This is a genomic window from Streptomyces sp. NPDC002669, assembly GCF_042889165.1.
In the GTDB taxonomy this organism is placed as follows: domain Bacteria; phylum Actinomycetota; class Actinomycetes; order Streptomycetales; family Streptomycetaceae; genus Streptomyces.
The window spans coordinates 44,651-71,102 of the sequence record NZ_JBIAQQ010000033.1 but is presented as its reverse complement, the minus strand read 5'-3'; the positions used below and the strand labels follow the sequence as shown (position 1 = coordinate 71,102).

16 protein-coding genes and 1 pseudogene are annotated in these 26,452 nt (G+C 70.9%); 6 read left to right on the top strand and 11 right to left on the bottom strand.

The window, feature by feature from the left end:
• Positions 1–60: 60 nt before the first annotated feature.
• From ACFYW1_RS33965 to cynR, 6 genes are all read right to left on the bottom strand, one after another.
• The gene (locus tag ACFYW1_RS33965; protein ID WP_389002152.1) at positions 61–1,116 is read right to left on the bottom strand and encodes an MDR family NADP-dependent oxidoreductase; all 1,056 of its coding nucleotides are present in this window, start codon (positions 1,114–1,116) and stop codon (positions 61–63) included.
• Complete coding sequence (locus tag ACFYW1_RS33960) at positions 1,113–2,837, bottom strand: phytoene desaturase family protein (RefSeq protein ID WP_389002149.1); 1,725 nt, start codon at positions 2,835–2,837, stop codon at positions 1,113–1,115. The genes ACFYW1_RS33965 and ACFYW1_RS33960 overlap by 4 nt, the downstream gene beginning before the upstream one ends.
• A gap of 46 nt (positions 2,838–2,883) precedes the next feature.
• Entirely contained in the window at positions 2,884–4,566 is a 1,683-nt protein-coding gene (locus tag ACFYW1_RS33955; RefSeq protein ID WP_389002146.1) for a phytoene desaturase family protein, read from the bottom strand.
• Positions 4,556–14,008 (bottom strand): amino acid adenylation domain-containing protein, encoded by a 9,453-nt coding sequence (locus tag ACFYW1_RS33950; protein ID WP_389002143.1) that lies wholly within the window; start codon positions 14,006–14,008, stop codon positions 4,556–4,558. The genes ACFYW1_RS33955 and ACFYW1_RS33950 overlap by 11 nt, the downstream gene beginning before the upstream one ends.
• A gap of 177 nt (positions 14,009–14,185) precedes the next feature.
• Positions 14,186–15,127, bottom strand: a complete 942-nt coding sequence (locus ACFYW1_RS33945; RefSeq protein ID WP_389002140.1) for a sterol desaturase family protein — start codon at positions 15,125–15,127, stop codon at positions 14,186–14,188.
• 456 nt (positions 15,128–15,583) lie between these two features.
• Positions 15,584–16,486, bottom strand: a complete 903-nt coding sequence (gene cynR / locus ACFYW1_RS33940; protein WP_389002137.1) for a transcriptional regulator CynR — start codon at positions 16,484–16,486, stop codon at positions 15,584–15,586.
• Between the two features lie 122 nt (positions 16,487–16,608).
• Between cynR and ACFYW1_RS33935 the strand changes: the two genes are divergently transcribed.
• The 3 genes from ACFYW1_RS33935 to ACFYW1_RS33925 all read left to right on the top strand — a co-directional run bounded on the left by ACFYW1_RS33935 (position 16,609) and on the right by ACFYW1_RS33925 (position 18,388).
• On the top strand, positions 16,609–17,214 hold the full coding sequence (locus tag ACFYW1_RS33935) for a carbonic anhydrase (protein WP_389002134.1): 606 nt from the start codon (positions 16,609–16,611) through the stop codon (positions 17,212–17,214).
• Between the two features lie 100 nt (positions 17,215–17,314).
• On the top strand, positions 17,315–17,785 hold the full coding sequence (gene cynS, locus ACFYW1_RS33930; RefSeq protein WP_389002131.1) for a cyanase: 471 nt from the start codon (positions 17,315–17,317) through the stop codon (positions 17,783–17,785).
• A gap of 105 nt (positions 17,786–17,890) precedes the next feature.
• Positions 17,891–18,388 (top strand): nucleoside deaminase, encoded by a 498-nt coding sequence (locus ACFYW1_RS33925; protein ID WP_389002128.1) that lies wholly within the window; start codon positions 17,891–17,893, stop codon positions 18,386–18,388.
• Positions 18,389–18,416: 28 nt separating this feature from the next.
• On the opposite strand, the gene ACFYW1_RS33920 is transcribed toward ACFYW1_RS33925, so the two are convergent.
• Positions 18,417–19,913 (bottom strand): glutamate synthase subunit beta, encoded by a 1,497-nt coding sequence (locus ACFYW1_RS33920; RefSeq protein ID WP_389002125.1) that lies wholly within the window; start codon positions 19,911–19,913, stop codon positions 18,417–18,419.
• 253 nt (positions 19,914–20,166) lie between these two features.
• Here ACFYW1_RS33920 and ACFYW1_RS33915 point away from each other — a divergent pair, with 253 nt between their 5' ends.
• The gene (locus tag ACFYW1_RS33915) at positions 20,167–20,757 is read left to right on the top strand and encodes a lytic polysaccharide monooxygenase (protein WP_389002122.1); all 591 of its coding nucleotides are present in this window, start codon (positions 20,167–20,169) and stop codon (positions 20,755–20,757) included.
• 278 nt (positions 20,758–21,035) lie between these two features.
• Positions 21,036–21,254: pseudogene (locus ACFYW1_RS33910) on the top strand (substrate-binding domain-containing protein); the annotation flags it as partial.
• Positions 21,255–21,322: 68 nt separating this feature from the next.
• Here the strand turns inward: ACFYW1_RS33910 and ACFYW1_RS33905 are convergent.
• From ACFYW1_RS33905 to ACFYW1_RS33890, 4 genes are all read right to left on the bottom strand, one after another.
• Positions 21,323–22,195: an EamA family transporter gene (locus tag ACFYW1_RS33905; protein WP_389002119.1), complete on the bottom strand. Its 873-nt coding sequence runs from the start codon at positions 22,193–22,195 to the stop codon at positions 21,323–21,325.
• A 161-nt stretch (positions 22,196–22,356) separates the two neighbouring features.
• The gene (locus tag ACFYW1_RS33900) at positions 22,357–23,010 is read right to left on the bottom strand and encodes an HD domain-containing protein (protein ID WP_389002116.1); all 654 of its coding nucleotides are present in this window, start codon (positions 23,008–23,010) and stop codon (positions 22,357–22,359) included.
• Between the two features lie 72 nt (positions 23,011–23,082).
• Positions 23,083–24,147 (bottom strand): NAD(+)/NADH kinase, encoded by a 1,065-nt coding sequence (locus ACFYW1_RS33895; RefSeq protein WP_389002113.1) that lies wholly within the window; start codon positions 24,145–24,147, stop codon positions 23,083–23,085.
• Positions 24,148–24,273: 126 nt separating this feature from the next.
• Positions 24,274–25,671 carry an APC family permease gene (locus ACFYW1_RS33890; protein WP_389002110.1) on the bottom strand — a complete coding sequence of 466 codons (1,398 nt, stop codon included), beginning with the start codon at positions 25,669–25,671 and terminating at the stop codon, positions 24,274–24,276.
• 347 nt (positions 25,672–26,018) lie between these two features.
• On the opposite strand from ACFYW1_RS33890, the gene ACFYW1_RS33885 reads away from it, so the two are divergent.
• Entirely contained in the window at positions 26,019–26,321 is a 303-nt protein-coding gene (locus ACFYW1_RS33885) for a hypothetical protein (protein ID WP_389002107.1), read from the top strand.
• Positions 26,322–26,452 lie beyond the last annotated feature (131 nt).

Sequence of the window (26,452 nt, the reverse complement as noted above, 5' to 3'; positions counted from 1 at the left end):
GGCTTGCACGGGAACGACGGTCTGCGGTGAGTGGACGGGAGGGGGTGTTCCGGGCCCGGGTCAGAGCTCGACGAGCACCTTGCCCCGGCTGGCCCCGGTGTCCTGGTAGAGGCTGCGGTAGGCGTCCGGGATGTTGTCGAAGCCGTGGTGGAGGGTGTGCCCGCAGCGCACCTCGCCCCGTCGCACCAGGCCGCCGAGTTCGTCGTGGAGCGCCCGCCAGTTCTGTTCGGTGAACCATTCCAGCGAGAAGATCCCGCGTACGTGGGTGCGCGGGAACATGATGTGCGGGAGCAGTCGCGGCCCCGTGAAGTCCCGGCCCACCTGGGTGGCCCACTGCCAGCACACGGCCACCTGGCTGCCGACGTTGAGCATGGAGAACACGGCGTCGGTGACGGTGCCGCCCAGGTTGTCGAAGTACTTGTCGACCCCGTCCGGCGCCGCCCACAGGAGTGCGTCGCACACCGCGTCGTAGCTGTCCCCGTGGCGGTAGACGACGACCGCGTCGAATCCCAGCTCCTCCAGGTAGTCCGCCTTCTCCGTCGTCGAGGTGGTGCCGACCACCCTGGCACCGGACAGTTTGGCCAGCTGGCCGACCAGCGAGCCGACGGAGCCGGAGGCGCCGCTGACCACGACGGTGTCCCCGGGGCGGACCGACATGAACTTGGTGAGGGTGCCCCAGGCCGTCATCCCGGGACCGCCCATGACGCTCAGCGCGGTGGGCAGCGGCAGCGCCTCGTCGAACCAGCCGGGGTCCAGCCGCCGGTAGGCCGGGAAGACCATGGGGAACGTCCCGGTCTGCCAAGGTGTGGCGGCGCCGTTGCTGACGAGGTGGGTGCGCCAGCCGCCGAAGCCCTGCACCAGGTCACCGGGCCGGTGGGCGGCCAGCGGCCCCGCCTCCAGCACCTCCATGATCGAGTCGGCCCCCATGTGCGCCCCGAGCGGGGTGTCCAGCGCGATGCCCTGGAGATAGGGGTCGACCGATACGTAGCGGGTCCTCAACAGCATTTCGTCGGGGGCGAGTTCGGTGTCGATCTCCTCCTCCACCTGCCCGTAGACCCGCCCGATGTCGGGGACGCCCTCGATGTGCTCGCGCACCACCCATTTCCTGGCCCTCATCCTGTTCCCTTCTTCTCCGCGAGGACCGGACGGCCCTCGGTGGCGGACCGCGCGGCCTGCCGGGGGCCCACCGGAACGACCAGGTGGGTGGGGGGCGGCCCGCTCTCGTCGACGGACGCGGTGAACGTCCGGCCGTCGTCCCGGCAGACGAACTGCATGACGTGCCGGCCGGCCGCCGCCGCGCGGATCAGGCCGCCCGTGGTCGCCCATACGCCGGACTGGTAGAAGTTCCGCAGTCCCGGCAGGCCGGGGCCGTGTTTCTTGATGAGCTTCTCCAGCGTCTCGCCGCTCTCCACGAAGGGCTGCCAGCCGAGCACCGTGCCGTCGTAGTTGCCCGTGTAGCGGACCTGGGTGAGCGGGCTGGACACGTCGCGCACGGCGATCGCGTCCGTGATGCCGGGGTGCTGCCGTTCCAGGAACGCGACGAGTGCCTCGCGGGCGCGGCGCTTGGCCGCGTAGTAGCCGCGACCGTGGCGCACCGGCAGGGTGTGCAGTTCCTGTCCGCCGCGGCTCCGGGTCACCTGTTCCGGTCCCTCGTCCAGGGCGCGCCAGGGGGCGATGTCGCAGAAGTAGGTGACGTAGGCGATGCTCGTTCCGCCCGGGGAGAGTTCCGGGTAGTGCCTGCTGCGGAACTGGACGTTGACACTGGGATGCCTGATACCGGTCAGTTCGGCGGCTTCCGCCTCGTCGAGCAGATAGGTGGTGCAGGGGTCGGCGTCGGGGAAGTCGCGGCGCAGGCCGAGGAAGAGGGTGAAGTAGCCGGGGAACACCATGCCGGGCTGTTTGATGGTCCGGGTGTAGAGGTGGCGGTACGCCTCGTTGAGGTAGCGCCCCTTGAGCAGGTCCATCATCGTGGTGCGTCCGTCGCAGGCCGAGACGACGATGTCGGCGCGCAGTTCGCGCCCGTCGCTGAGCCGTACCCCCACGGCCCGGTCGTCCTCGACGAGCACCTCCTCGACCTTGGCGTTGTACGTCACCTCGCCGCCGAGTCCGAGGTAGCGCCGCTCGATCGACCGGGCCAGTCCGAGCGATCCGCCCTCGGGGACGCCCGCGGAGAGGTTGGCGTGCGAGGCGAGCTGGAAGTGGAACGGCAGTACGGGGAAGGCCGGGTGCTTCTCGTACAGGATGAAGTTGAACGCCTCGCGCAGCAGGGGGTCCTTGAACCTGGCCGAGTAGTCGGTCATCAGGGTGCTGATGGTCTTGCGCACGACGTTGAAGTACGGGATGAACGAGGCCAGCATGCGCCAGCGTTCCAGCGGCGGCATCAGTCCGACGGGTTTGAGGAACGGGTAGACGGCGAGGCATCTGCGGAAGGCGCGCAGCTGTTTGCAGAAGTCGCGGACGAGACCGGCGTCGGCGGGCGAGATCTCCGTGAGGTGGGCCTGGAGCCGGTCGGGGTCGGAGTAGAAGTACACGGACCGGCCGCACCGGCCGCGCACGACGTTGAACACGTCGAAGTGCCGCACCTCCTTGCCCTGCAGCGCGCCGAGCTCCAGCCAGATCTGGTGCATCTCGTTGCCGGGGCCGCTGCCCAGGAGCCAGCTGACGCAGGGGTCCAGGGTGAAGTCGCCGCGGTCCCAGGCCGTGCAGCAGCCGCCGGGCAGTTCGTGCATCTCCAGGACGTGGGTCCGGTAGCCGTTCATCCGGGCGTAGCAGCCGGTGGACAGGCCACCGAGCCCCGCGCCGATGATGATCATCGACTCGCGTTCGGATCGCGGCATGGATGTGTTCTCCTCGGTGGTCATGTGCGAAGGTCCCCCGCGCGGCTCATGTGTGGATGTCCCCGCGTGCGGACCATTTGTCGAGCTGGGGCAGCCGGCCCAGCTTTCCGGGGTGCCAGGGTTCGGTCGCCGGGCTCTCCGACGCCGTGAATCCGCGCCCCAGCTCGTCGCAGAGGTACTGGACGACGAAGCGGCCGGTGGAGGCGGCCCGGATCAGGCCGCCCATGCCGACCCACTGGCCCGCCATGGAGAATCCGCGCAGGCCGGGCAGGCGCATGCGGTCCTTGCCGACCAGCTTGGCCGCGATGTCGTCGGCGTCGGAGAACGCCTTCCAGGCCAGGATGGAGCCGTCGTGGTTGCCGGTGTAGCGCCGGGTCGTCGCCGGGGTGGCGATGTCGACCAGTTCGATGCGCTCGCCGGTGCCCGGCATTCGGCGTTCCAGGAACTCCCTCACGAATTCGGCGACTTGGCGTTTCCTGGCCCGGTAGTCCTTGCGGTCGGCGGCGCGCAGGTCCTTCCAGTACTCGAAGTCGCTGAAGTAGGTGCAGTGGATGACCGATCTTCCGGGCGGGGCGAATCCGTCCGAGTAGTCGGAGCGCAGCTGGACCACCACGCTGCCCTGGAGGGCGCCGGGCAGTCGCGCGGCGTCCTCGGGCGGGAGCAGGTAGGTGGTGCTGTGGGCGCGGTCGGGTCCCAGATCGCCCTCGATGCCGACGAAGGCCGAGACCACGGCGGGGAACAGGGTGCCGGGGCGGTGCAGCAGTTCGTTGTACAGCTTGTCGATCCGCGGCCCGGTGTAGCGGCCCTGGAGCAGGCCGTGGATCGTGGTGTGGCCGTCGCAGGCCGAGACGACGTGGTCGGCGTAGTACTTCCTGCCGTTGCGCAGTTCGATCCCGACGGCGCGTCCGTCCTCGACCAGGATCCGTTCGACCCGTGCCCGGTAGCTGATCTCCCCGCCGAGTCCGGTGTAGCGTTCCTCGATCGACCGGGCCAGGCCGAGTGAACCCCCTTGGGGGAAACCGGCGTTGTGGTGGTGGGCGCCTGCCATGTTGAACAAATACGGCAGGAGTGGGAAGCCCTCGGGGTCCTGGAAGAAGATGTTGCGGAACGCCCGGCGCAGTAGCGGGTCCTGGAAGCGGTCGGCGAATTCGTGCATCGGTGTCGCGGCCGTGCGCCAGAACAGGCGGAAGGCGGGCAGGACGGTGCGCAGCATCGACGCCCGCTCGCGCACGGTGCGCAGTGCGGGGGCGGTCAGGAACGGGTACAGCTCGATGTCGAGGAACCGGCGCAGGTCGCGGCAGAACGAGCGGATCGGCCGGGCGTCGGCGGGCGAGAGTTCGAGCAGATGCCGCTCCAGGCGGTCCGGGTCGTTGTAGAAGACCACCTCCCGCCCGGTCTCGTCGACGACCCGGTTGAACATCTCGAAGTTGGTGATGCTCTTGCCGTCGAGCGCCCCCAGTTCGCGCCACACCTGGTTGGCCTCGTTGCCGGCGGCGGTGCCGATCAGCCATTCGATGCAGTAGTCGAAGATGTAGCCGTCGCGCGACCAGGCCGTGCAGCAGCCGCCGGGCAGTACGTGTTTCTCGAAGATGCGGGACCGCATCCCGTTCATCTGCGCGTAGCACCCGGTGGACATCCCGGCGACGCCCGCGCCGATCACGATGACGCGGGGACTGTCGCCCTTCCCCCCTTCCCGGGTGCTCCACGGGTCGGCCGTCTCAACGGACATCGCTCGCGCCCTCCCGGATGATGCCGCGCACCAGCTCGGCGTTGCGGGCCACGTGCTTGGGGTCGAGCATGTCGGCGTGGATGCCCGAACCGCGCAGCACGGCCGTCGCCGTGGTCGAGCTGCCGTGCCAGGTGCCGCGTGCGCCGGCGGCGTAGAGATCCGTCTTCTCCTCGTCCGTGACGACGCTGACGGTCGCGGCCACCTCGCCGAGGTTCGGTGTGCGCCCGCAGAAGGCCAGGTATTCCGCGGCGTGGTCGAGGGTCTCGCGGGCCACGGCTTCCGATCCGGTGTGTTTGCGCAGGTGGTCGGCGAGTTCGGCCTCGAAGACCTCGATGTGTTCGTGACCGGGTTCGTAGGTTTCGAGGATCCGGTACGAGTCCAGCACGATCACGTGGGCGACCTCGCGTCCGCGGCCCTCCAGTTCCTTGGCCACCTCGAAGGCGAGGTTCCCGCCGAGCGAGTAGCCGAGCAGCACGCACTTCCCCTCGGGCCGGTGGGACTCGACGAGGTCTGCGTAGCGGACCACCTTGTCCGTGCCGGGGACGTAGTTGAAGGCGATGAGCCGGTACTCGGGGAGCCGGTGCGCGAACTCCCGGTAGACGAGGCCGTGGCCGCCCGCGGGCGGGAAGCAGAACACGGTGGGTTCCCGGTCGCTGTTGAAGCTCAGGCAGGGCAGGTCGTCGAAGTCGCCACCGGTGGCGAGGCGTTCCACGGTCGCGGCCATGCCATGCAGGGTGGTGACCCGGTACAGCAGGCTGACGGGGATGCCGACGCCGAATTCCTTGCGCAGCCGGTGGATGAGCTCGATCAGTTTGATCGAGCTGCCCCCGACCTCGAAGAACTCATGGGCCAGGCCGACCCGTTCCAGGCCGAGCATTTCCTTCCAGTGCCGGGCCATGCTCACTTCGAACGGTGTGCTGAGCGTCTCCTCGGGTTCGTCGTCGGCGTCGGGCCGGGGTTCGGGCAGGGCGGCGAGGTCGACCTTTCCGTTGGCGGTCAGCGGCAGCCTCGGCAGGGCGGTGAAGTGGGCGGGAACCATGTGGGCGGGCAGGAGGTCGGCGAGGTGCCGGCGCAGCGCGCGCCGGTCCAGTTCCGTGCCCGGTGCCGGTACGCAGTAGGCGCAGAGCATTTCCTCGCCCCGGGCGTCGGGGCGCACCGTGACGACCGCGCCGGCCAGTGCGGGCCATTGGGCGAGATGTGCCTCGATCTCGCCGATCTCGATCCGGTGGCCGCGGAGCTTGACCTGGCCGTCGATGCGACCGAGCAGGTGGATCCGGCCCTCGGCGTCCCAGCGGGCCGCGTCGCCGCTGCGGTAGAGGCGTTCGGGGGCCGCACCGGGTTCCCGGCTCAGGGTGCGGGTGACGAAGCGGTCGGCGGTCAGTTCCGGGTCGCCGGCGTAGCCGAGGGCGACGCCGTCGCCGCCGATCCACAGTTCGCCGGGCACGCCGGGCGGTACGGGTTCGCCGTGGCGGTCGAGCACGTGCAGCGTGCTGTTGCCCAGGGGCCGTCCGACGGGCACCGTCCGTCCGGGTTCCAGGTCGTCGAGGGGGCCTTCGAAGAAGGCGCTGTCGATGGTGGCCTCGGTGACCCCGTAGGAGTTGAGCAGCCGGGTGTCCGGCCCGCACAGCGCGCGCAGCCGCCGGTACTCCCCCGCCTTCCACACGTCGGAGCCGACGATCAGCAGGCGCATGAAGTCCAGTCGCCGTCCCTCGCGTTCGCAGTGGTCCATGAGGCCGCGCACGACGGCGGGCACGAACTCGGCGCAATCGACGTGTTCCTCGCGCATGGTGGTGTACAGGCGCTCGGTGTCGAAGAGCAGGTCGCGGTCGACCAGGACCAGGCTGCCGCCCGAGCACAGCGCGCGCACCACGTCGCCGGTGAAGACGTCGAAGGACGGGGCGGCCATCTGGAGGTGCACCCGCGCGTCGTGGCCCAGCCGGTACTCCTGGTGCCAGGCCCGGTAGGCCGAGGCGAGGCTCCGGTGGCTCACCTGCACGGCCTTGGGGAGGCCGGTCGAGCCGGAGGTGTTGATGATGTACGCGGGCGTGTCGAGGCACGCCTCGTCGTCGGCGGGCCGTGTGGTTCTCGGCCCGTCCTCCCCGAGGGGTGCCTCGTGCAGTTCCCGCAGTGTGAGGGTCCGGGCCGGGAGTCCTGCCATCCGGTTCCGGCAGGTGTCGTCCTCGACGACGACGAGGGTGACGTCCGCGCCGCGTACCGTGTGGGCGAGGCGGTCGGCCGGGTGGTCGGGCGGCACCGGGAGGTACGCGGCACCGGTCTTGAGCACCGCGAGCAGGGCGACGACGAGGTCCGGCGACTTCTCCAGGCAGAGCGCCACCACGGAGCCGCTGCCCGTGCCGAGTCCTCGCAATCGGCGGGCCAGCTCCCCGGACCTGCGGTCCAGTTCCGCGTACCGCATCCGGTGGGGCGCACCGTGGCGGGTCGGAACGGTGAGGGCGACGGCGTCCGGGCGGGCGGCGGCGACCTCGCCGAACAGCCGGTGCACCGGGCGCGGGCGGTCCACCCCCGGCCGGCGTGCCGCGGCGTTTCGGGCACCGCTCCATTCGCCGACCAGCAGCTCGCGCTCCCGGGATTCGAGCATCTCCAGTCGGCTGGTGGGACGGTCGGCCGGTGCCGTGGTCATGCTGTCGAGCAGGGTGGTGTAGTGCGCCGCCATCCGCCGCATGGTCTCGGGCAGGAACAGGTCGGTGTTGTACTTCAGCACGCAGTGGAAGCGGTGGTCCGCCTCGTCCTCGTACACGGAGAGCGTGACATCGAACTGGCCTTCTTCTTCGGGGAGTTCGATGTACTGGAGCCGGTAGCCGTACTTCTCGGTGGCGACCTTGTGGGTGAGCAGGATGAACATCGCCTGGAAGACCGCGGAGCGGCTCGGGTCGTGCTGGAGTCCGAGCTTGTCCACCAGCAGGACGAACGGGTACTCCTGGTTGTCCAGTCCGCCCAGCACGGTGGTCCGCACCTGTTGCAGCAGCTGGGCGGTCGTCGGGTCGCCCGACAGGTCCGCGTGCAGTGGGAGCGGGTTGACGAAGTAGCCGTAGACGGAGGCGAAGTCCTGCTCGGTCCGGCCGGTCACCGGGCTGCCCACGATGACCTGGTCCTGGCCCGAGTAGCGTTGCAGCAGCAGGTAGTAGGCGCTCAGCAGCACCATGAACGGGGTCACGTCGTGCTCGCGGGCCAGTTCGTGCACCCGGGCGCTGAGAACGGTGTCCAGGACGAAGAACTCCGACGCCCCGTTGTGCGTCTGCACGGCGGGCCGGGGTTTGTCGACGGGCAGTTCCAGGGTCGGCACCTGGGCCGGCAGGTGGGAGCGCCAGTAGTCGAGCATGCGCGGGGCCGCGGGGCCGGCCAGGAAGCGGTTCTGGGCGTTGAGGAAGTCGAGGTAGCGCGCGGTGACGGGCGGCAGCGAGGGTGCCTGTCCCTGGCGCAGCCCTTCGTACACCGCGAGGAGTTCCTCGATGAAGGTGAACGTCGAGATCGCGTCGGAGACGATGTGGTGGACCGCTTTCATGATCACCCAGCGGTCTCGGCCGCGCTTGAAGAGACGGAAGCGGAACAGCCGGTCGTGCTCCAGGTCGTAGGGCCTGCGGTACTCGGCCACGATCGTGCTGTGGATGTCCTCCCACTCCTGGTCCTGCACGTCGAACAGCGCGACGTCCGGTTCGGTGTCCGAGGAGACCTGTTGCAGCGGGACGCCGTCCACCGTGAGGAAGTTGGTCCGCAGAGCGGGATGGCGGATGACCATGCAGTGGACGGCCTCGAACATCAGGTCGGGGTCGAGCTCGACCCGGACCTCGACGGCGCCGCCGATGTTGTACGCGTAGCCGTCGGGGTTGAGCTGCCGGAGGAACCACAGGGCCTTCTGGTTCTGCGTCAGCGGGTGGCGCAGTTCGTCCTCGAACACCTCCACCTCGCTCGCGCCGTCCCCGCCCGCCTCGTGGGCCACCGCCTCGGCGAGGCCGTCGTGGAGCTGCTGGATCAGTTCGCCGACGGGGGTGCCGCTGAGCAGTGCCACCACGGGCGGGGCGACGCCGAGTTCGGAACCGAGCCGGGCGCGCAGCTCCATCGCCAGCAGAGAGTCGAGCCCCAGTGCGTTGAGCCCTGCCTGCGGGTCGATCCGTTCCGGTCCGGTCCGCAGCACCGAGGCGGTCAGGGTGGTGAACCGTCCGGCCACCAGGGCCAGGCGTTCCGGCCCGTCCGCCGCGCGGAAGAGATCGAGGATGCCCTCGCCCGCCCCGTCGGTCTTCCCTGCCGGGGCCGTCCGCGCCAGCTCGGTCACCAGCGCGGGCGGCGTCGCGTACCAGGCCAGGAACACCGGCCAGTCCACGACCGTCGCGACGAGCAGCTGGGGCCGGTCCTGGCCGATGACGCGTTCCAGGACCGCCATGCCGACGTCGGGGGCGAGTGAGCTCATCCCCCGGCTGTGGAGGTAGTGCCCGACCAGTCCCAGTTCCTCGATCATGCCGGTGGCCCACGGCCCCCAGTCCAGGCTCAGTCCCGGCAGGCCGAGCGCCCGGCGGTGCTGGGCCAGCGCGTCCAGGAACGCGTTCCCCGCGGCGTAGTTGGTCTGGCCCGCCGTGGTCAGCAGCGAGGCGATCGAGGCGAACAGGACGAAGTGGTCCAGCGGTTCGTCGCGCAGATGACGGTGCAGCAGGTACGCGCCGAGGGCCTTGGGGTCGTGGGCGTCGGCGAACGTCTGCCGGTCCATGTCCGCGACGAGGGTGTCACGGACCTGGCCCGCGAGGTGGAACACCCCGCGGACCGGCAGCGGGTCGGTGCTGCGGTGGGTCTCCAGCCAGGAAGTGAACGCGGCCTCGTCGGTGATGTCGAGCGGGGCCAGGACGACCCGGGCCCCGAGTGCCTCCAGTTCCCTGACGAAGGCCGCGGCACGGCCCGGGGCGCCGGTGGGGTCCAGGTCGCGCCAGGCGGAACGCTCCGGCAGCGCGGTGCGCCCGATCAGGATCAGGCTGCGCGCCCCGCGTCGCACGAGCGTCCGGCAGAGCAGTCGGCCGAGCGCTCCGAAGGCGCCGGTGACGAGGTAGTTGGCATCGGTGCGCAACCGCAGCGGGAGGGGGTGGGTGAGCCCTTCGGCCTGCCGGATCCTGCTGGTGAGGCGGTTCGCGCCGCGCAGCGCGATCTCCTCCTCGTCGTCGCTCAGCAGTTCCCGCAGCAGGGCCCGCGCCTCGGCGCGGTGCCCGTCCTCGCCCCGCGTGCCGGGGTCCAGGTCGATCAGCTTGCCGCGGTGGGAGGTCAGTTCCTGGTGCCTGAGCACCCGGCCGACGCCCCAGGCGGGTGCTCCCAGGGGTTCCACCGTCTCGCCGGGTTCCACGGGCTGCGCGCCGCGGGTCACGATGTGCAGCCGGCCCGTCGCACCGCGGCGGAGCAGCGTCCGGGCGAGTGCGATCAGTGAGTACGCGCCGGTCCCGCTGTGCCGTACGAGGTCCTGCGGAGTGGCGTCGTCGAGGTGCGGCAGGTCGAGGTTCCACAGGTGGACGACGGTGCCCACGGGCGTCGTGCCCTCCTCGCCGTCGGCCAGGTCGGCGAGGAGCCGCTCCAGGTCGGCGGCGGAGTCCGGGGCGACGGTGAACTCCCGTCCGTCGTCGCCCTTCCGGTACGCGTCTCCCGGACGGACCAGGCGGCAGCGTTCGCCGCGCTCGGTGAGCAGGGCGCTCAGGGCGTCGCCGACGCCCCGGCCGTCGGCGAAGACCAGCCAGTCGCCGTCGGTGGGCGCCTCGTCGACGCCGGTCGCGGACGGGGCCGCGTTCCCGTCACCGTTCCCGTCTTCGGTCCGGTCCGGTGCGAAGGGCCTGTCGATCCAGACGGTTTCGGCGAGCCAGGAGTCGATCGTGCCGAGGCCGACCGCGGTGGACGCCTTCTCCACGTCGGCGGCGCGGAAGCCGTGGATGGTGCCGAGGGGTTCACCGTCGTCCGTGTGGACGGTCATGTCACCGACGAGTTCGTCCGCGTCCTCGCGGGTCACCGTCGCGTGCACCCAGATCGGCCGGTCCCCCACCGGGGCCAGGCACATCTCGTCGATCGACAGGGGCAGGCGGATGCCGGAGGGCGGTCCGTCCGCCGTCTCCCCGGCCCCGTCGTCGGCGAGCCGGGTCGCCAGCAGCGACTGGAAGCAGGCGTCGAGCAGCACGGGGTGGATGTGGTGTCCGGCCGCGTCGTCGCCGATCGCCGCCGGCGGGCGGAGCCGGGCGAGCACTTCGCCGGAGCCGATCCACACCTCCTCGATGGCCCGGAACGCGGGGCCGTAGTGGTAGCCCAGGGCGGCCAGTGCCGTGTAGCAGTCCTCACCGCTCAGCCTGCGCAAGGCGCGTGCCCGCAGGGCCTCGGTGTCGGCCGGGGGTCCGGCGGGGCGCGGTTGTCCGGAGCGCACGACGCCACCGGCGTGCACCGCCCGGTCGCTCTCGTCCTGTCCGGCCGACGCGATCGTGAACGCCGCGTTCTGCGACGAGAGGGTCAGGCGCACGTCCCGGGCCTCGCCCTCGGGCAGGAACAGGGCCTTGCGGAACTCGATGTCCGTCAGCACGGCGTGGGTGCCGCCGGTCAGGGAGCGGACGGCCTGGGTGGCCATTTCCAGGTACCCGGCCGCCGGGAAGACCACCGTGGACTGGATGCGGTGGTCGTCGAGGTAGGGCAGTCGCTCGGTGTCCAGGGTCGCGTGCCAGGTGGGTTCGGTGTCCGTCGTGCGACGGCCCAGCAGGGGGTGGTCCACCCGGCCGAGGCGGACCTGGGCGACCGGTGCGGGCTCCGTCCAGTAGCGGTCGCGCCGCCACGGGTACCGGGGCAGGGTCACCGGACTTCCCGCCGGGTGGAGGGTGTCCCAGGCGATGGGGACGCCGAGGTTGTGGAGTTCGGCCAGTGAGGTGGCGAACCGTTCCGGTTCGTTCTCCTGGCGGCGGATCGAGGGCAGGGTCCGGACGGTCGTCCCCCGGTCCTCCAGGCACTCCCGGATGGAGTGGGCGAGCACCGGGTGCGGGCCGATCTCCAGGAACAGCCCGTATCCGTCGTCGGCGAGCCGGTCGACGGCGGCGCGGAAGCGCACCCGGTCGCGGACGTTCTTCCACCAGTAGGCCGCGTCCAGTTCGGTGCCGTGCGCCGTGCCCTCCTGTCCGGTCAGGTAGACCGGTACCGTCGCCGCCCGGGGGGTGATCCCGTCCAGCGAGGCCAGCAGCTCGTCCTTGATCGATTCCATGCCCGCGCTGTGGTAAGGCACCTGCACCGTCAGGAACTTGGCGAAAACCTGCTCCGCTTCCAGCTCCCGGGCCAGTTCGGCCAGTGCGTCCCGGTCCCCGGCCAGGGTGACCGCCGACGGGCTGTTGACCGCCGCCACGGACACCCGGTCCCCGTACGCGGCCACCCGGCGCTGGGCCTGCGCCTCGGGCAGGCTCACGGCGAGCATGGTGCCCGTTCCCGTCAGTTTCTGCTGGAGCCGGCTGCGGTGCAGCACGATCCTGACCGCGTCCTCCAGGGTGTAGACCCCCGCCTCGTAGAAGGCGGCGGCCTCACCGGTGCTGTGGCCGACCACTGCGTCGGGCCGCACGCCGTAGTGGCGCCACATGGCCGCCAGTCCCACCTGTACGGCGAAGTTGGCGGGTTGTGCGAGCCAGGTCTCGCCCATGCGCGAACCGGACTCGTCGGCGTTCATCTCCTCGATCAGGGACCAGCCCGCGATCGAGCGGATGATCCGGTCGCAGCGGGCGACCGTGTCCCGGAACACCTCGTCGCCCTCGAACAACTGGCGTCCCATCCCCCACCACTGCGGTCCCATTCCGGTGAAGACCCAGACCAGGCCGCGTTGTTCGGCGTCGAGCCGTCTGCCGTGGGTGATGCCGGGGCGCGGTTCCCCGGCAAGGAACGCGGCAAGCCTCTCGTCCAGTTCGGCCCGCGAGGAGTACACGACGGAGAGCCGCGACTCCAGGTGCTGGCGGCGCCGGGCCAGGGTGTGGCCGAGGTCGGACAGCGACACCTCGGTGCCGTTCTCCCCCGCCAGTTCGCGACGGATCCCGGCCGCCACCTCCGGCAGCGCCTCCGGGGTGCGGGCGGTCAGCGGAAGGATGTTCCAGACCCGCGCGTCGGGTTCGCCCGGCCGCGCGTCCCGTACGGGCGCCTCCTCCAGGACGACGTGCGCGTTGGTGCCGCCGAAGCCGAACGAGTTCACCCCGGCCCGTGCGGGACCCTCGTGCTCGGGCCACCGGGTCGGCTCGACCGGGATGCGGTACGGGGACGTGGCCTGGTCGATGGCGGGGTTGACCCGGTCCAGGTTGATGTGGGGCGGGATGAGGCGGTGCTTGAGGCAGAGCACGGTCTTGATCAGCCCGGCGATGCCCGCCGCCGATTCGGTGTGACCGATGTTCGCCTTGACCGAGCCCACGTAGCAGGCGGCGTCCGGCCTGCGGCCCTCGGCCAGTGCCCGGCTCAGGGCGTTCGCCTCGATGGGGTCGCCGACGGGGGTGGAGGTGCCGTGCGCCTCCACGTACTGGAGGTCGCCGGGCGTGATGCCGGCCTCGCCGCAGACGCGCCGGATGAGGGAGACCTGGGCGTCCGCGTTGGGCACGGTGATGCCGTTGGTCCGGCCGTCCTGGTTGACCCCCGCGCCGAGGATCACCGCGTGGATCGGGTCGCCGTCGCGCAGGGCGTCGTCCAGGCGCTTGAGGGCGACGATCCCGACGCCCTCGGCCCGTACGTAGCCGTTGGCCCCGGCGTCGAACGCGCGCGAGCGGCCGTCGGGGGACAGAAAACCGCCCTTCGTCTCGGCGATGGTGTATTGCGGCGCCATGTGCAGCAGCACCCCGCCGGCCAGTGCGAGGTCGGTCTCCCGCTTGTGGAGGCTCTGGCAGGCGAGGTGCACTGCCACCAGGGAGGAGCTGCACGCGGTGTCGATCGACAGACTGGGGCCGCGGAAGTCGAAGCAGTACGAGAGACGGTTCGAGACCATCGTCATCATGGTGCCGGTGGCGGTGTGCGAGGCCAGCGAGGAGAAGCCGAGGTCGGAGAACTGGAGAATCTTGTAGTCCAGGGTGAACGCCCCGACGAACACTGCGGTGTTGCTGCCGGCGAGTTCCGCCGGACGCTGACCGCCGTCCTCCAGCGCCTCCCAGGCGACCTCCAGCAGTTTGCGCTGCTGGGGATCCATGTGGTCCGCCTCGCGCGGACTGATGCCGAAGAAGGCGGGGTCGAACTCGTCGAAACCGTCGATGTATCCGCCCCGGCCGCCGATCAGCCGTCCGGGTTTCTCCTTGTGTCGGCTGCCGAGCGTTCCGACGTCGTAACGGTTCGGCGGTGTCGCTGTGATGCAGTCCTTGCCCTCCATGAGATTCTGCCAGTACGTACGGGGGTCCGACGCACCGCCGGGCAGGCGGCAACCCATGCCGATGATCGCCACTTTGTCGCTCACAGAGGCACTGTTCACGTCGGGCAAGGTCGTACTCCTCAAGTCATGGCGCCGCTGCACGGCACGGATACGGGAAGAAGGGGCGCGAGAAACGGTGTGGATTTCCGGGCATTGCGAATGCGCGGCCGTGCGGGCTCGTGGAGCCGTGTGGCCGTGCACCGGTGCGGTCCCGGATCCGTGCGGTTTCCCGTGGGAAGGGGTGGTTCAGGAAGAACCGGCCCCGCCCCTCTTCACACGGCGCAGGGGATGGAGAAGGCTGGCGACGATCTCCCCGGTACGGGGGAAGGTTGCTGGGTCGCCGAGTCCGACGGCGACCGGTTCACGGCCGGGCCGCCAGGTGTAGCTGTCGAAGGCGTGGTCCCAGATCGACAGATCGGAACCGTAGTGGCCTGCCTCGGACAGGTCGGTGCTGTGGTGCAACCGGTGCTGCTCGGGGCTGGCGAAAACGTGGTTGAGCCGACCGATGCGTACGTCGATGTTCGCGTGGACGAAATATCCCTGAGCGGCCACGAAAAGCCCGACGACGAATACGGATTCACGGGAGAAACCGACCAGCGCCAGGGCCATCTGGACAAACCCCTGGGCGAGGACGATATCAAGAACATGGTTGACGCCGTTATTGGCGACGTTAACTTTTTCCGGCACGTGATGCACACCGTGGAATCGCCACAGTATCGCATTCGTGTGACCGAGCCGGTGCACCAGATAACTGGCGAGTGAACCGGTCAACAGCGCTCCGGGAATCTCCACCCAGAGATTGAACCTCGGCTCGTCCGGGGATATAAGGGAAATCATCGTGGAGACCAGATATTGCGCGAAGGCACTGGCCACCATCGTCAGTACGAAATAGATGCCGTACCAACGCCACTCCCTGGGGCTGGGATGCCAGGCGCGCCGGTACGGAATCAGGCGTTCGAGAACGGTGAGATACCCGATGACGCCGAGCAGGAAGAGCGGACTCACCCGATCGGGATCCCAGTCGAGACACAGCGCCGTGGCGGCCACCGAGACCGCCCCCACCAGCAGGAGCGGGTATCCCGACACGCGCAGGACCGCGCACGCCGGCGACGGGGGTCCCCCTGCCCCGAGGGCGGCACCGGAATCCGATTCCGGTTCACCGCCGGGCAGCGGCTCACGATTTTCCACTCACAGCACCTTTACGAAAGGAACCAGCACAGAAGGGCGCGGACCGGGAAGGAGGCGGCCTTCGCCGCCCCGGGGCATGCCGGAACAGCGCGTCGGCCGCCGCCTGTCGCACACGGATGAATCCTGGTCCGCTCGGATGGCGCGAGCCGCCCCACGAGCCCGTGGACCCGAGTGCGACCGCCGGGCGAACCCGCCCTACTAATTTTTCCCCGATCGCCGACCTCAACCGTCGAATTCAAGCCTCCCGCCGACACCCCGAAGCACCCGCGGCAAGAATCATCAATCCATTCGATTCCCCGCGAACGGAGCGGGGTCGACCAGTGAATCGTAAACCATAGAATTCGTCACGAATATTATCGTTAATAATACTGATCTGCTTTTTCTTTTCGGCTTCCGAATTCCCTCGACCCTGCCGGGGCGGCGCCCGCGTCGGGCCGGGGCGCACACGGCACCGCGTCAGGCCGAGGCGTAGCCGCGGGCGCGCACGAGGTCGCGCGCGAGGCGGGTGAAGGCCCGGGCGGCGGCGCTCCGGTAGGCACCTTCGCGCCGCAGGAGGGTGACCGTGCGGGCGGGCAGGGCGGGGTCGAGCGGAACGGGGACGAGCCGGGGGTTGTCGTGGGTGATGGCGTCGGGCAGGACGGTGACCAGCGGGGTGCGTTCGACGATCTCGGTCAGGGCCTGGACGGAGTTGGCCTCCACCACGATCCGCGGCTCGATCCCGTGGGCCGAGAAGTAGGCGTCGATGTGGCCGCGGGTGGCGAAGTCGCCGCTGAGGAGCGCGAGCCGGTGTTCCGCGAGCTCCCGGACCGGCAGCGGCCGGTCACGGTCACCGGCGTGGGGAAGCCCGGTGACGAGGCCGAGGGTCTCGGTGAACAGCTCCGCGGCGCCGATGCCGGGCAGATGCGGCCCGTGGAAGGCGATCCCGAGATCCGTCTCGTCGGCCAGCAGCCCGGCCTCGATGTGGTCCTGGGTCATCTCCCGGAGGGTCAGGGTGATGCCGGGGTGCCTGGCGTGGAGTTCCGCGGTGAGCGGGCCGACGAGGTAGGCGGTGAAGGTGGGGGTCACCGCCAGCCGCAGATGCCCCCGGGACAGGTCGGCCACGTCCATCACGGCGCGCTCGGCGGCCGCCAGGTCACGCAGCGCGCGGCGCGCGTAGTGCACATAGGTCTCGCCCGCGTCGGTGAGCCGTACGGTGCGGCCCGTGCGGTCGAGCAGCTGTACGCCGACGGCGCGCTCCAGTTGCTTGATCTGCTGGGAGAGGGTCGGCTGGGAGATGCGCAGGTCCTCCGCGGCACGGGTGAAGTTGGCGTGTTCGGCGACGGCGAGCAGGTAGCGCAGGTGACGGAGTTCCGGAGCCATGGCAGAACTATAGATGTCATCGATAGCATTCATGGTTATTGCGTCTTGGACGCTATAGGTGCAGGTCGTGCATGGTGGATCTCGTCAGCCTCACCGGCCGGCAGATTCCGAAGGGAGTGACCATGCACGATCTGAGCGAGGGCATCGCGCGTTTCCAGCAGGATGTCTTCCCGGCCAAGGCGGAGCTCTTCGCCCGCCTGGCCGGCACCCATCGGCCCACGACGCTGTTCATCGGCTGCTCCGATGCCCGTGTGGTGCCGGAGCTGATCACGCAGAGCGAACCGGGAGAGCTGTTCGTCATCCGCACGGCGGGCAACCTCGTCCCCGCCCACACTCCCGGACCGGACGGTGTGGCGGCCAGCATCGAGTACGCAATCGCCGTCCTCGGCGTCACGGACATCGTGGTGTGCGGGCACTCCGCCTGCGGAGCGATGACCGCCCTGGCCGAGCGCCACGACCTCAGCGACGCACCCGCGATCGCCGGCTGGCTGCGTCACGCGGACGCCTCCGTGGCCCGCACCACCGCCGTCGAGTCGGGGGCCGCGAAGGTGGCGGCGCTGGTGCGCGAGAACGTGCTCAGCCAGCTGGCGAACCTGTCCACCCACCCCTCGGTGGCGCGTGCCACGGCCTCCGGCTCGCTCACCCTGCACGGCTGGGTCTACGACATCGCCACCGGCACCGTCGACCGGCTCGGCACCGTCGGCCGGCCCGCGGCCCTCACGGCCTGACCCCGCCCCCGCACACGGCTCCCGTCATGGAGCCGCACCCCCGAACCCGCCGTTCCGTCCCGTTCCGGCGAACGGCACACCCCGAAAGGAAAACCCTCCCATGGTGCACGCACAGTTCGACGCCACCGCCCGCCAGGACCTCGCCGCCAAGGCCGTCGCGGCCAAGACGCGCAAGGACGTGTCGTGGCAGCAGATCGCCGACGCCGCGGAACTGTCGGTCGCCTTCGTCACCGCCGCCGTGCTCGGTCAGCACGCGCTCCCCGAGGCATCGGCCGTGGCCGTCGCCGAGCTGCTGGGTCTGGACGAGGACGACGCGGCGCTGCTGCAGACCATCCCGACCCGTGGCTCCATCCCCGGCGGCATCCCCACCGACCCGACGATCTACCGCTTCTACGAGATGCTCCAGGTCTACGGCACCACGCTGAAGGCCCTGGTCCACGAGCAGTTCGGGGACGGCATCATCAGCGCGATCAATTTCAAGCTGGACGTCAAGAAGGTCGCCGACCCCGAGGGCGGCGAGCGCGCGGTGATCACCCTGGACGGCAAGTACCTGCCGACCAGGCCCTTCTGATCCGGCCCGTCCGACAGACAACGGGGCGGTCCGCGCCGACGACGTCGCCGGGCCGCCCCGCCCTCACCGGGCGCCTTCGCGCCCGTTCTCCCGGAAGGAAATCCCGTGGACTTCGCACAGCGCACCATCGGTCTCGCCCGGCGCAACGTCGACGAGGGCGGCCGGCCGTTCGCGACCGTCATCGTCAAGGACGGCAGGGTCCTGGCCGAGTCGGCGAACAAGGTCGCCCAGAGCGGCGATCCGACCGCGCACGCCGAGATCCTCGCCATCCGCGAGGCGTGCCGGAAACTGGGCACCGAGCACCTGACCGGCACCACCATCTACGTACTGGCCCATCCCTGCCCGATGTGCCTCGGTTCCCTCTACTACTGCTCGCCCGACGAGGTCGTCTTCCTCACCACCCGCGAGGAGTACGAGCCCCACTACGTGGACGACCGCAAGTATTTCGAACTCGACAACTTCTACGAAGAGTTCGCCAAGAACTGGGACGAGCGGCGCCTCCCGATGCGCCACGAGCCGCACGAGGCCGCGGTCGACGTCTACCGGGCGTGGCAGGAACGCAACGGCGGCGAGCGCCGCGTGGCGGGCGCCCCGACGGCCTGAGCCACCGGCCACCCGACCGTTCGCACAGTCAGGCGGTCAGGGGCCGGTCCGCCGGGGCGATGGGCGCCGGCAGCACCGTGGAGCCGCTCAGATAGCGGTCCGCGGCGGCAGCGGCGGACCGTCCCTCCGCGATGGCCCACACCACGAGGGACTGACCGCGCCCCGCGTCCCCGGCGATGAAGACCCCGTCCGCCACGGCGCCGGGCGTCGTCGTCGGCCCGGCCGCGAAGCCCGCGTCCCGGGCGAAGTTGCCCCGGTCGTCCAGGGTGAGGCCGAGCTGCCGCATCAGTCCCGTGCCGCGTTCGGGGCCGTGGAAGCCGAGGGCGAGCAGGACCAGGTCCGCCGGGATGCCGCATTCGGTACCCGGAAGTGGTCTCCTGGTTCCTCGCTCCACCTCCGCCAGGCGCAGCGCGCACACCCGGCCGGTCCGGTCCCCCTCGAAGCCGAGGGTGGCCGAGGAGAAGACCCGGGGGTCCGCACCGTCCCGTCCCCGGGCCTCCTCGTGGGCGTGGGACACCCGGTAGACCTTCGGGCGCACGGGCCAGGGCTCGGTGTCCCGCCGGTTCTCCCCCGGCTCCGGGTTGATGTCCAACTGCACCACGGACGCGGCCCCTTGGCGCAGGGCGGTGCCCATGCAGTCCGAGCCGGTGTCCCCGCCGCCGATGATGACCACGTGTCTGCCCTCGGCGGTGACGCCCGGCGAGGGGTGGTCGCCCTCGGCGATCCGGTTGGCCAGGGTCAGATAGTCCATCGCCTGGTGGACGCCGCCCAGTTCGCGCCCCGGGACGGGCAGTTCCCGCCGCTCCCCCGCGCCCACGGCGACGACGAGCGCGTCGTGCCGTGCGGCGAGTGCGGCGGCGTCGAGGTCGACGCCTATCTCCACCCCCGTACGGAATTCGGTGCCCTCGGCCCGCATCTGCCCGATGCGCCGGTCCAGGCGGTGCTTTTCCATCTTGAAGGCGGGGATGCCGTAGCGCAGCAGCCCGCCGACGCGGTCGGCGCGCTCGTAGACGGTGACGGTGTGGCCGGTGCGGGTGAGCTGTTGCGCCGCGGCCAGACCGGCGGGGCCGGAGCCGACGACGGCGACGGTCCTTCCGCTGAGCCGGGCGGGCGGGCACGGCGCGGCGTATCCGCGTTCCCAGATCTGGTCGGCTATCGCCTGCTCGACGTTCTTGATGGTCACCGGGGCCGCGTCGATGGTGAGCACACAGGCGTCCTCGCACGGTGCGGGGCAGAGCCGTCCCGTGAACTCCGGGAAGTTGTTCGTCGCGTGCAGCCGCTCGGCGGCCGCCCGCCAGTCCTCCCGTCTCGTGTACGCGTTCCACTCGGGGATGAGGTTTCCCAGGGGGCAGCCGTGGTGGCAGAACGGTATGCCGCAGTCCATGCAGCGTCCGGCCTGCTCCCGGACGAGAGGGAGGAGCGCCTGTCCCGCGTGGACCTCGTTCCAGTCGCCCAGCCGTTCTCGGACCGGCCGTGCCGGGACGGGCCGGCGGGGGAATTCGAGGAAACCGTGCGGGTCGGTCATGGCCGCCTCCATCGCTCACTCGCGGTGTGCAGGCGTTTTTGTCAGCGTACGCCCACTCCGCCGACCGGCACACCGCGCCGGTGGCGCCCCTCCGGTCCGGCCGGGGCGGTTACCGGCGGGTCGCACGACGACGCATGACTGGTATGGACATGACCATTCCCCCTGACTAGTCTCGAAGTTGGTCTAGACCTAGTGGAGTGGAAGTGTGTCCCCCACTCGCCTCTCAGCGCCCACACCTCCCCAGGAGCGAAGCATGCGCAGAAGGATCGCCTCGTTAGTACTCGGTCTCGGGATCACCGGGGCCTCCCTCCTCGTCACCACCGGCAGCGCGCAGAGCCACGGCTACACCGACGCCCCCATCAGCCGTCAGCAGCTGTGCGGCAACGGCACCGTGCGCAACTGCGGCCAGATCCAGTGGGAGCCGCCGAGCGTCGAGGGTCCGAAGGGCTTCCCCGCCCGCGGCCCGGTCGACGGCACCATCTGCGCCGGCGGCATCGGCCGGTTCTCCGAGCTCGACGACCCGCGCGGCGGCAACTGGCCCGCCACCCAGGTCACCGCCGGGCAGAGCTACACCTTCCGCTGGCGCATCTCGGCCCGGCACGCCACGACCGACTTCCGGTACTACATCACCAAGGACGGCTACGACCCCACCAAGCCCCTCACCCGGGCCGACCTGGACCCCCAGCCGTTCCTGACGGTGCCCTTCGGCGGCCGGCTGCCGACGTCCACCGTGACCCATGCCGGGGTCCTGCCGCAGAAGTCGGGCAAGCACCTGATCCTCGGCGTCTGGACGATCGCCGACACCGGCAACGCGTTCTACGCCTGCTCCGACGTCACCTTCTGAGCCCGGTCCACACTCGCGCGATCCTCTGTCCGGGGCGGGCCCGCCCCGGACAGAGGATCGCCGACGTACGGGGTGCGGACGTTCGGGCCGACGGGCAGTACCGGGCATCGCCGCGTGCCCGGTGCTCGCCCGTCGTCCCGCTTCCCGGCCGGCCGCGCCGGTCGCGGACGCTCCAGGGCACGGGCGGCCGACACCGCCGCCACGGGGCGCGAGGAGGGGCCGTTGGCCTCGCTCGCCGAGGCCGGGCCGGCTCCCGCGGCCGACACCCTCCGGGGTGACTGGAGCCGTACCCGGAAGGCTGCCGCCTGATCGATTCCGGCACCCGGTGCGGCGCCCTCTTCCGCGGCAACGACCAGAGCGCGCTCGGCGCGGAACCGGCCCTGCTGGAGTCGGGCAGGCGGATCCCGGACGAGGTCGCGCTGGTCGGCGTGGACAACGGGGAGCAGGTGATCAGCGACCGGCACACCCGCCATCTCACCACCATCGACATGGGATTGGCCGCGCCGGGCGGCGCGGCGACGGCCGGGCAGCGGCCCGGGGCCCGAGCAGGGCCCGGCTCCTGTGGTCATTCGGCGGCGGCGAGCCGGGACTGCGGTCCGAGGGTGACGAGCGCGATCCCGCCGCAGCACACCGCCAGGAGCAGCAGCTCGGCGGGCGAGGGGGCGGGCGCGGTGCCCAGCGCCCAGTCGCCCAGTCGCACGGTGAAGGGGACGGCCAGCTGCACGGCGGCCGTGAAGACCGGTCCGCGGAGCAGGATGAGCCGGTGCTGCACGAGGTAGGCGGGCGCGTAGACGGCCGCGCCCAGCACGACGATGCCGCCGGTCGCGGCGGGTGTCGGGGGGCGGGCGATCAGCGCGGGCAGGGCCATCGGGAGCAGCAGACAGGTGGCGGCCGCGAGCAGCACGGGCAGCACGGCGAGCGGCGGCAGCCCCGACAGCCGTTCCTTGTACAGGAAGCCGTACACGGCGAAGGCCGCGGTCGCCGCCGCCACGAGCAGCAGCCCCGCCCCGTCCACGTCGCCCGCGTCCGCGCCGAGCGCCGCGTACCCGGCCGCCGCCGCGCAGGCCAGCACCGCCCCCGCCGCCTTGCGCGGCCCGGACCGTTCGGCGAAGAACAGTGCGCCGACCGCCACCGAGGCGCACGGCATCAGCGCGACGACGAGGTTGGTGAGCGAGGTACCGATGCGCGGGATGGCGAGGAGGGTCCCTGCCGCGTACCCGGCGAATCCGAGCAGGCCCAGCAGCCAGACGGTGCCCGGCCGGGCGGCGGCCCTGCGCAGGTCGGCCCGGCCGTCCGCGGTGGCGGCGGCGACGGCGGTGAGGACCGCGCAGCACACGGCGGTCCGGCCCACGGCGACGATCAGCGGATCGGTCCCGGTGACCAGGGCGCCGGAGAGCAGCCAGGTGCCGGAGAGCAGCAGGACGAGGACGGCCGGCATCGCGTGACCCTTCCGTGGGTGGCGGGGAACGCGGCGTGGTGGGGGCCGAACTCACCGGCCCCGCACGGCCGTTCCTCCGCGCCGTCCGTCGCTTTCCTGTAGGCGCCAACTATAACGACGGGTGTCGGCCTCGTCCGGGTCGCGCGGTCCGCCCGTCCCGGTCACTCCGGCCAGGCGGAATGCAGGATGGTGTCCACGAAGTTGCCGCGTTCGAACCCGGGTGTGTACCGCTCCAGGACATCGGCCTTCACATTGCCGAACGTGGTATCCGGCTTGCCTTCGATTCCCTCGGTGAAGGCCCTGAGGATGCGCCGTTTGAAGTCGGGCCGGGGGTGGAGTGCGACGATCGCGGCCCGGTCCGCCTCGTCGAGGTCGTCGTACCCGATGCCCAGCACGTCGTACTCCACACCGGCCGTCACCAGCGCCACCTCGGGTTCCATGAACGACGGAATGCCCGGTGTCGTGTGGAGCGCGATGGCCGTCCAGACGCGCCGGACGCTGTCCTCGGGCACCCCGTGCCCCTGCAGGAACCGTCGCGCCTCGTCGGCGCCGTCCACCTCGAACCGTCGCCCGCTGTCGCGGAACTCCTCGCCGAGGCCGAGGTCGTGGAACATGGCCGCGACGTAGAGCAGCTCCGGGTCGAAGCTCAGCCCGCCCCGGCGGCCCCGCAGTCCGCCGAAGAAGTAGACGCGGCGGGAGTGGTGGTAGATCAGGTCGTCGGTCGTGTCGCGCACCAGCTGGGTCGCGGCCGAGGCCAGTGCGGTGTCGGGAACCGGCACGGCGGTGAAGGCGGAGGGATCGGTGCTGTCGGGCATGAGAACTCCTTGGTCGTACGGCTTCGTCGTACGGCGGTTTCGGCCTCGCGGGCCCGGTTCGCCGGGCGGTCCTCAGTCCCTGGCCGCCGGGGAGAGATGGAGCTGGGCCAGGTCGTGCGGGACCGGTCCGTCGGGGCGGAAGAGCGGTGCGCTCTCGCCGTCGGCGGCCGTGGCCGGGGCGTCGGTGAGGCGCAGGCGGGCACGCAGCCGTCCGTAGAAGTCGTTCGGGCCGAGCCTGACGACTCGCAGGCGGCGCGGTGCCGCGTACACGCCGAGCCAGTCCCCGGCGACCAGTACGCCGCGCAGCTGGCCGTCGATGGTCACCGCGGCCTGTCCCGAGTGGGGCAGGACCCGTACGGCGACCGGTTCGTCGGCCGCGGCGACCACGGTGCGGTCGAAGGTCATGTGTGCCGCCACGGGAGTGAAGAGGACGGCGTCCATGCGCGGCGAGACCACCGGGCCGCCCGCGGCGAAGCTGTACGCGGTCGAGCCGGTGGGGGTGGCCATGATGACCGCGTCGGCGGAGTACGAGGCGAGGAGCCGGCCGCCGATGTAGACGCCGAGGCTCACCTGCCGGTCGCGTGCGAGCTTCTCCACGACGACGTCGTTGAGCGCGGTGACGTCCAGTGCCACGCCCCAGCCCTCCGCCGTGGCCTCCTCGACGGGAGCGATCTGCGGAGGCGGCAGCACGGGGCGCTGTCCGTAGGCCATCAGGGCATCGACGTCCGGGGGCACTTCGAGCACCCGGGAGGCCCGCATGGTCAGGGTCATGCGCTGCTCGATCTCCGCCCGGTCGCGGTGGACGGCGTCGAGCGCCCGGACGACCTCCCCGGCGGGCACCTCGGTGAGGAAGCCGACCCGGCCCAGGTCGATCCCGAGGACGGCACCGCCGTTCTTGGCGGCGATCCTGGCGCCGCGCAGGAACGTCCCGTCGCCGCCGAGCGTCACGACGAGATCGGGGTTGCCCGCGACCTCGGCCTCCTCGCGTCCGCCGCGTCTGCGCGTGTCGTCGCGCCACACGTCGATGTCCGTGCACGGGACGCCCTCGCGGGCGCACCAGTCGCGTACGACTTCCGATGCGACGACGGCTTCGGGACGGCCCTGGTGAACGACGACTCCGACCCGCTCGACACTCATCCCGCCACGCCTCCCGTGTTCCGACGACGTCCTCTCCCCACTGTGCGGGCATCGGGGGGATGCCCGCCCGTCGGCGGGAACTCCTCGCCGACGGCCGGGCACCGCACAGAACGCGTCCGGGGAGGGTCAGACCCGCGCGTCCTCCGGGATGCTGACCGTCCAGTGGGTCTCCTTGCGGGGCCGCAGGTAGAACGCCCAGTAGAGCGTGGCGACCGCGGTGATGCCGCCGGTCCACAGCAGGTACTCGGTCTCCTGCTGGGTCAGGATGTACGCGAGCACGACGATCAGCAGCACGGGGACCGCGGGCCACAGCGGCATGCGCCAGGCCGGTGCCTCGCGGTGCGCGCCCCGGCGGCAGAGCAGGGCCGCGACGGCGACCAGCAGGTACATGGCGGTGACGGAGACGCCGGTGACGCCGTACAGGGTGTCCAGGTTGACGAAGCACAGGGCGGCGCCGGGCACGCCGACGATCAGGGTCGCGACCCAGGGGGAGCCGAACCGGCCGAGCCGGGACAGGGCCCGGTTGACCGGCGCGGGCCATGCCTTGTCGCGGGCGGAGGCGAACAGCACCCGCGAGTTCTGGATGACCATCACGATGCCCGCGTTGATGATGGCGAGGGCGACGCAGAGGCTGACGAAGGTGCCGACGGCGGAGTTGGACCAGGCGGCGACCATGGTGTTGAGGTCGCCGGAGGTCAGCGCCTCCAGGTCCGGTGCGCCCAGGGTGATGGCGATGACGGGGACGAGGATGACGGCCGTGGAGATGGCGAGGGTGGCGAGCACGGTGCGGGCGACGTTGCGCCGCGGGTCCTCCAGCTCCTCGGAGAGGTAGACGGCCGTGGAGAAGCCCTGGGTGATGAAGAGGGCGATCGCGAGTCCGGAGATCACCATCATGGCCGTGACGTTCGACGTGCCGCCGTCCGGCTGGGCGACCGATCCGTGCACCAGCGCGGAGGCGCCGCGCTCGGAGTGCGCGAAGCCGAGCACGGCGACGACGGCCGCCGCGATCACTTCGAGGACGAGGAAGATGCCGGTGATCCACGCGTTGGCACGCAGGTCCAGGAGGCCGGCGAGGGTGGCGAGGAGCATGACCCCGGCGCCCGCGACGGGGGCGGGGATGTGCACGACGGGCGCGAGGTAGTCGGCGGTCCCCATGGCGATGACCGGGGGCACGATCATCACGACCAGCAGCGAGAGCACGAAGACCAGCCACCCCGCCAGCCGTCCCGCCATCGTCGACACCATGGCGTACTCGCCGCCGGCGCTCGGGATGAGGGTGCCGAGCTCCGAGTAGCAGAAGGCGACCGCGATGCAGAGCAGCGAGCCGATGGCGATGGTGAGGGCGGTGTACGTGCCGAGACTGGAGAACAGGTCCGGCACGACCACGAAGAGGGTCGAGGCGGGCGTCACGCAGGAGAGCGTGAGCAGCGTTCCGCCCACGACGCCGATGGAACGCTTGAGCTTCTGTGGGGTGGGGCCGGTCGCTGGGGCGAGCGCCTGGGGAGCGCTGAGCGTGTCGGTCATCGTGCGGTTCCGATCAACAGTGATGGTGTTCGAGCGCGGGAGCGGTATCGCCTCCAGACGAGGACGTGATGAGTGGTTTCGGCGCTCCCAGCGCGACATGCAATCCCGACGAGTTCCGTAGGTCAAGAGCTGTTCACCTTCGGAATTCGTTGCCGTGGAGCATCGATCCGGCGTTTTTGCGCTAACAGCGCTTCTTTTCCCGGGGGTCGGCGGGTACGGGAACCGTAGCCGTGCCGGGAGGATTGTTCCGCCCGTATCCGAATGCCGGAAGGCGTGGGGGCGGCCGGGAACGCGGGGCACGACGGCCGCGGGTCGCGCATCGGCCGTCTTGGTGCCAGCCTGGAGTCATGGCTTGGGCGTCGTGGACGACTCGTAGTGTGTTCTCCGGGCACGGTGGCGTGCTCACGGACGAGGTCGGTGTCCTGTCGGGGGATCTGACCGTTCATACGACCTGGGCGGACGACACGGCCCAGATCACCGTGCAGTACACCGGCGCGATCGACTGGTTCACCATGTCGGGCAGCCCCGTGCCGTGCTGTTCGGAGGAGGACAGCCGGCACCTCCACGAGATGGCGGTGCGGGCGGTCCGGGAGGGCGGCGCGGCGACCGTCCCCGCGTCGCCGGGCAGGGAACCGGGACCGGTCGGATAGCTCTTTCGGGACTGCCCGCGGGCCCACCGTCCCGGACCGCTCCTGGCGGGACACGTCGGCCCGGCCGCCGTACGCCGCGCAGGGCCGGGGTTCCACGGGGCCGGGTTTCGCCGGGAGTTCCCCGGGCCGGG

Coding starts and splice junctions, on each gene's coding strand:
- ACFYW1_RS33905 (WP_389002119.1), bottom strand. CDS start 22,195: ATGCCGGCCGTCCTCGTCCTGCTGCTCTCCGGCACCTGGCTGCTCTCC.
- ACFYW1_RS33960 (WP_389002149.1), bottom strand. CDS start 2,837: ATGCCGCGATCCGAACGCGAGTCGATGATCATCATCGGCGCGGGGCTC.
- ACFYW1_RS33915 (WP_389002122.1), top strand. CDS start 20,167: ATGCGCAGAAGGATCGCCTCGTTAGTACTCGGTCTCGGGATCACCGGG.
- cynR (WP_389002137.1), bottom strand. CDS start 16,486: ATGGCTCCGGAACTCCGTCACCTGCGCTACCTGCTCGCCGTCGCCGAA.
- cynS (WP_389002131.1), top strand. CDS start 17,315: ATGGTGCACGCACAGTTCGACGCCACCGCCCGCCAGGACCTCGCCGCC.
- ACFYW1_RS33900 (WP_389002116.1), bottom strand. CDS start 23,010: ATGCCCGACAGCACCGATCCCTCCGCCTTCACCGCCGTGCCGGTTCCC.
- ACFYW1_RS33890 (WP_389002110.1), bottom strand. CDS start 25,671: ATGACCGACACGCTCAGCGCTCCCCAGGCGCTCGCCCCAGCGACCGGC.
- ACFYW1_RS33885 (WP_389002107.1), top strand. CDS start 26,019: ATGGCTTGGGCGTCGTGGACGACTCGTAGTGTGTTCTCCGGGCACGGT.
- ACFYW1_RS33920 (WP_389002125.1), bottom strand. CDS start 19,913: ATGACCGACCCGCACGGTTTCCTCGAATTCCCCCGCCGGCCCGTCCCG.
- ACFYW1_RS33965 (WP_389002152.1), bottom strand. CDS start 1,116: ATGAGGGCCAGGAAATGGGTGGTGCGCGAGCACATCGAGGGCGTCCCC.
- ACFYW1_RS33935 (WP_389002134.1), top strand. CDS start 16,609: ATGCACGATCTGAGCGAGGGCATCGCGCGTTTCCAGCAGGATGTCTTC.
- ACFYW1_RS33955 (WP_389002146.1), bottom strand. CDS start 4,566: ATGTCCGTTGAGACGGCCGACCCGTGGAGCACCCGGGAAGGGGGGAAG.
- ACFYW1_RS33895 (WP_389002113.1), bottom strand. CDS start 24,147: ATGAGTGTCGAGCGGGTCGGAGTCGTCGTTCACCAGGGCCGTCCCGAA.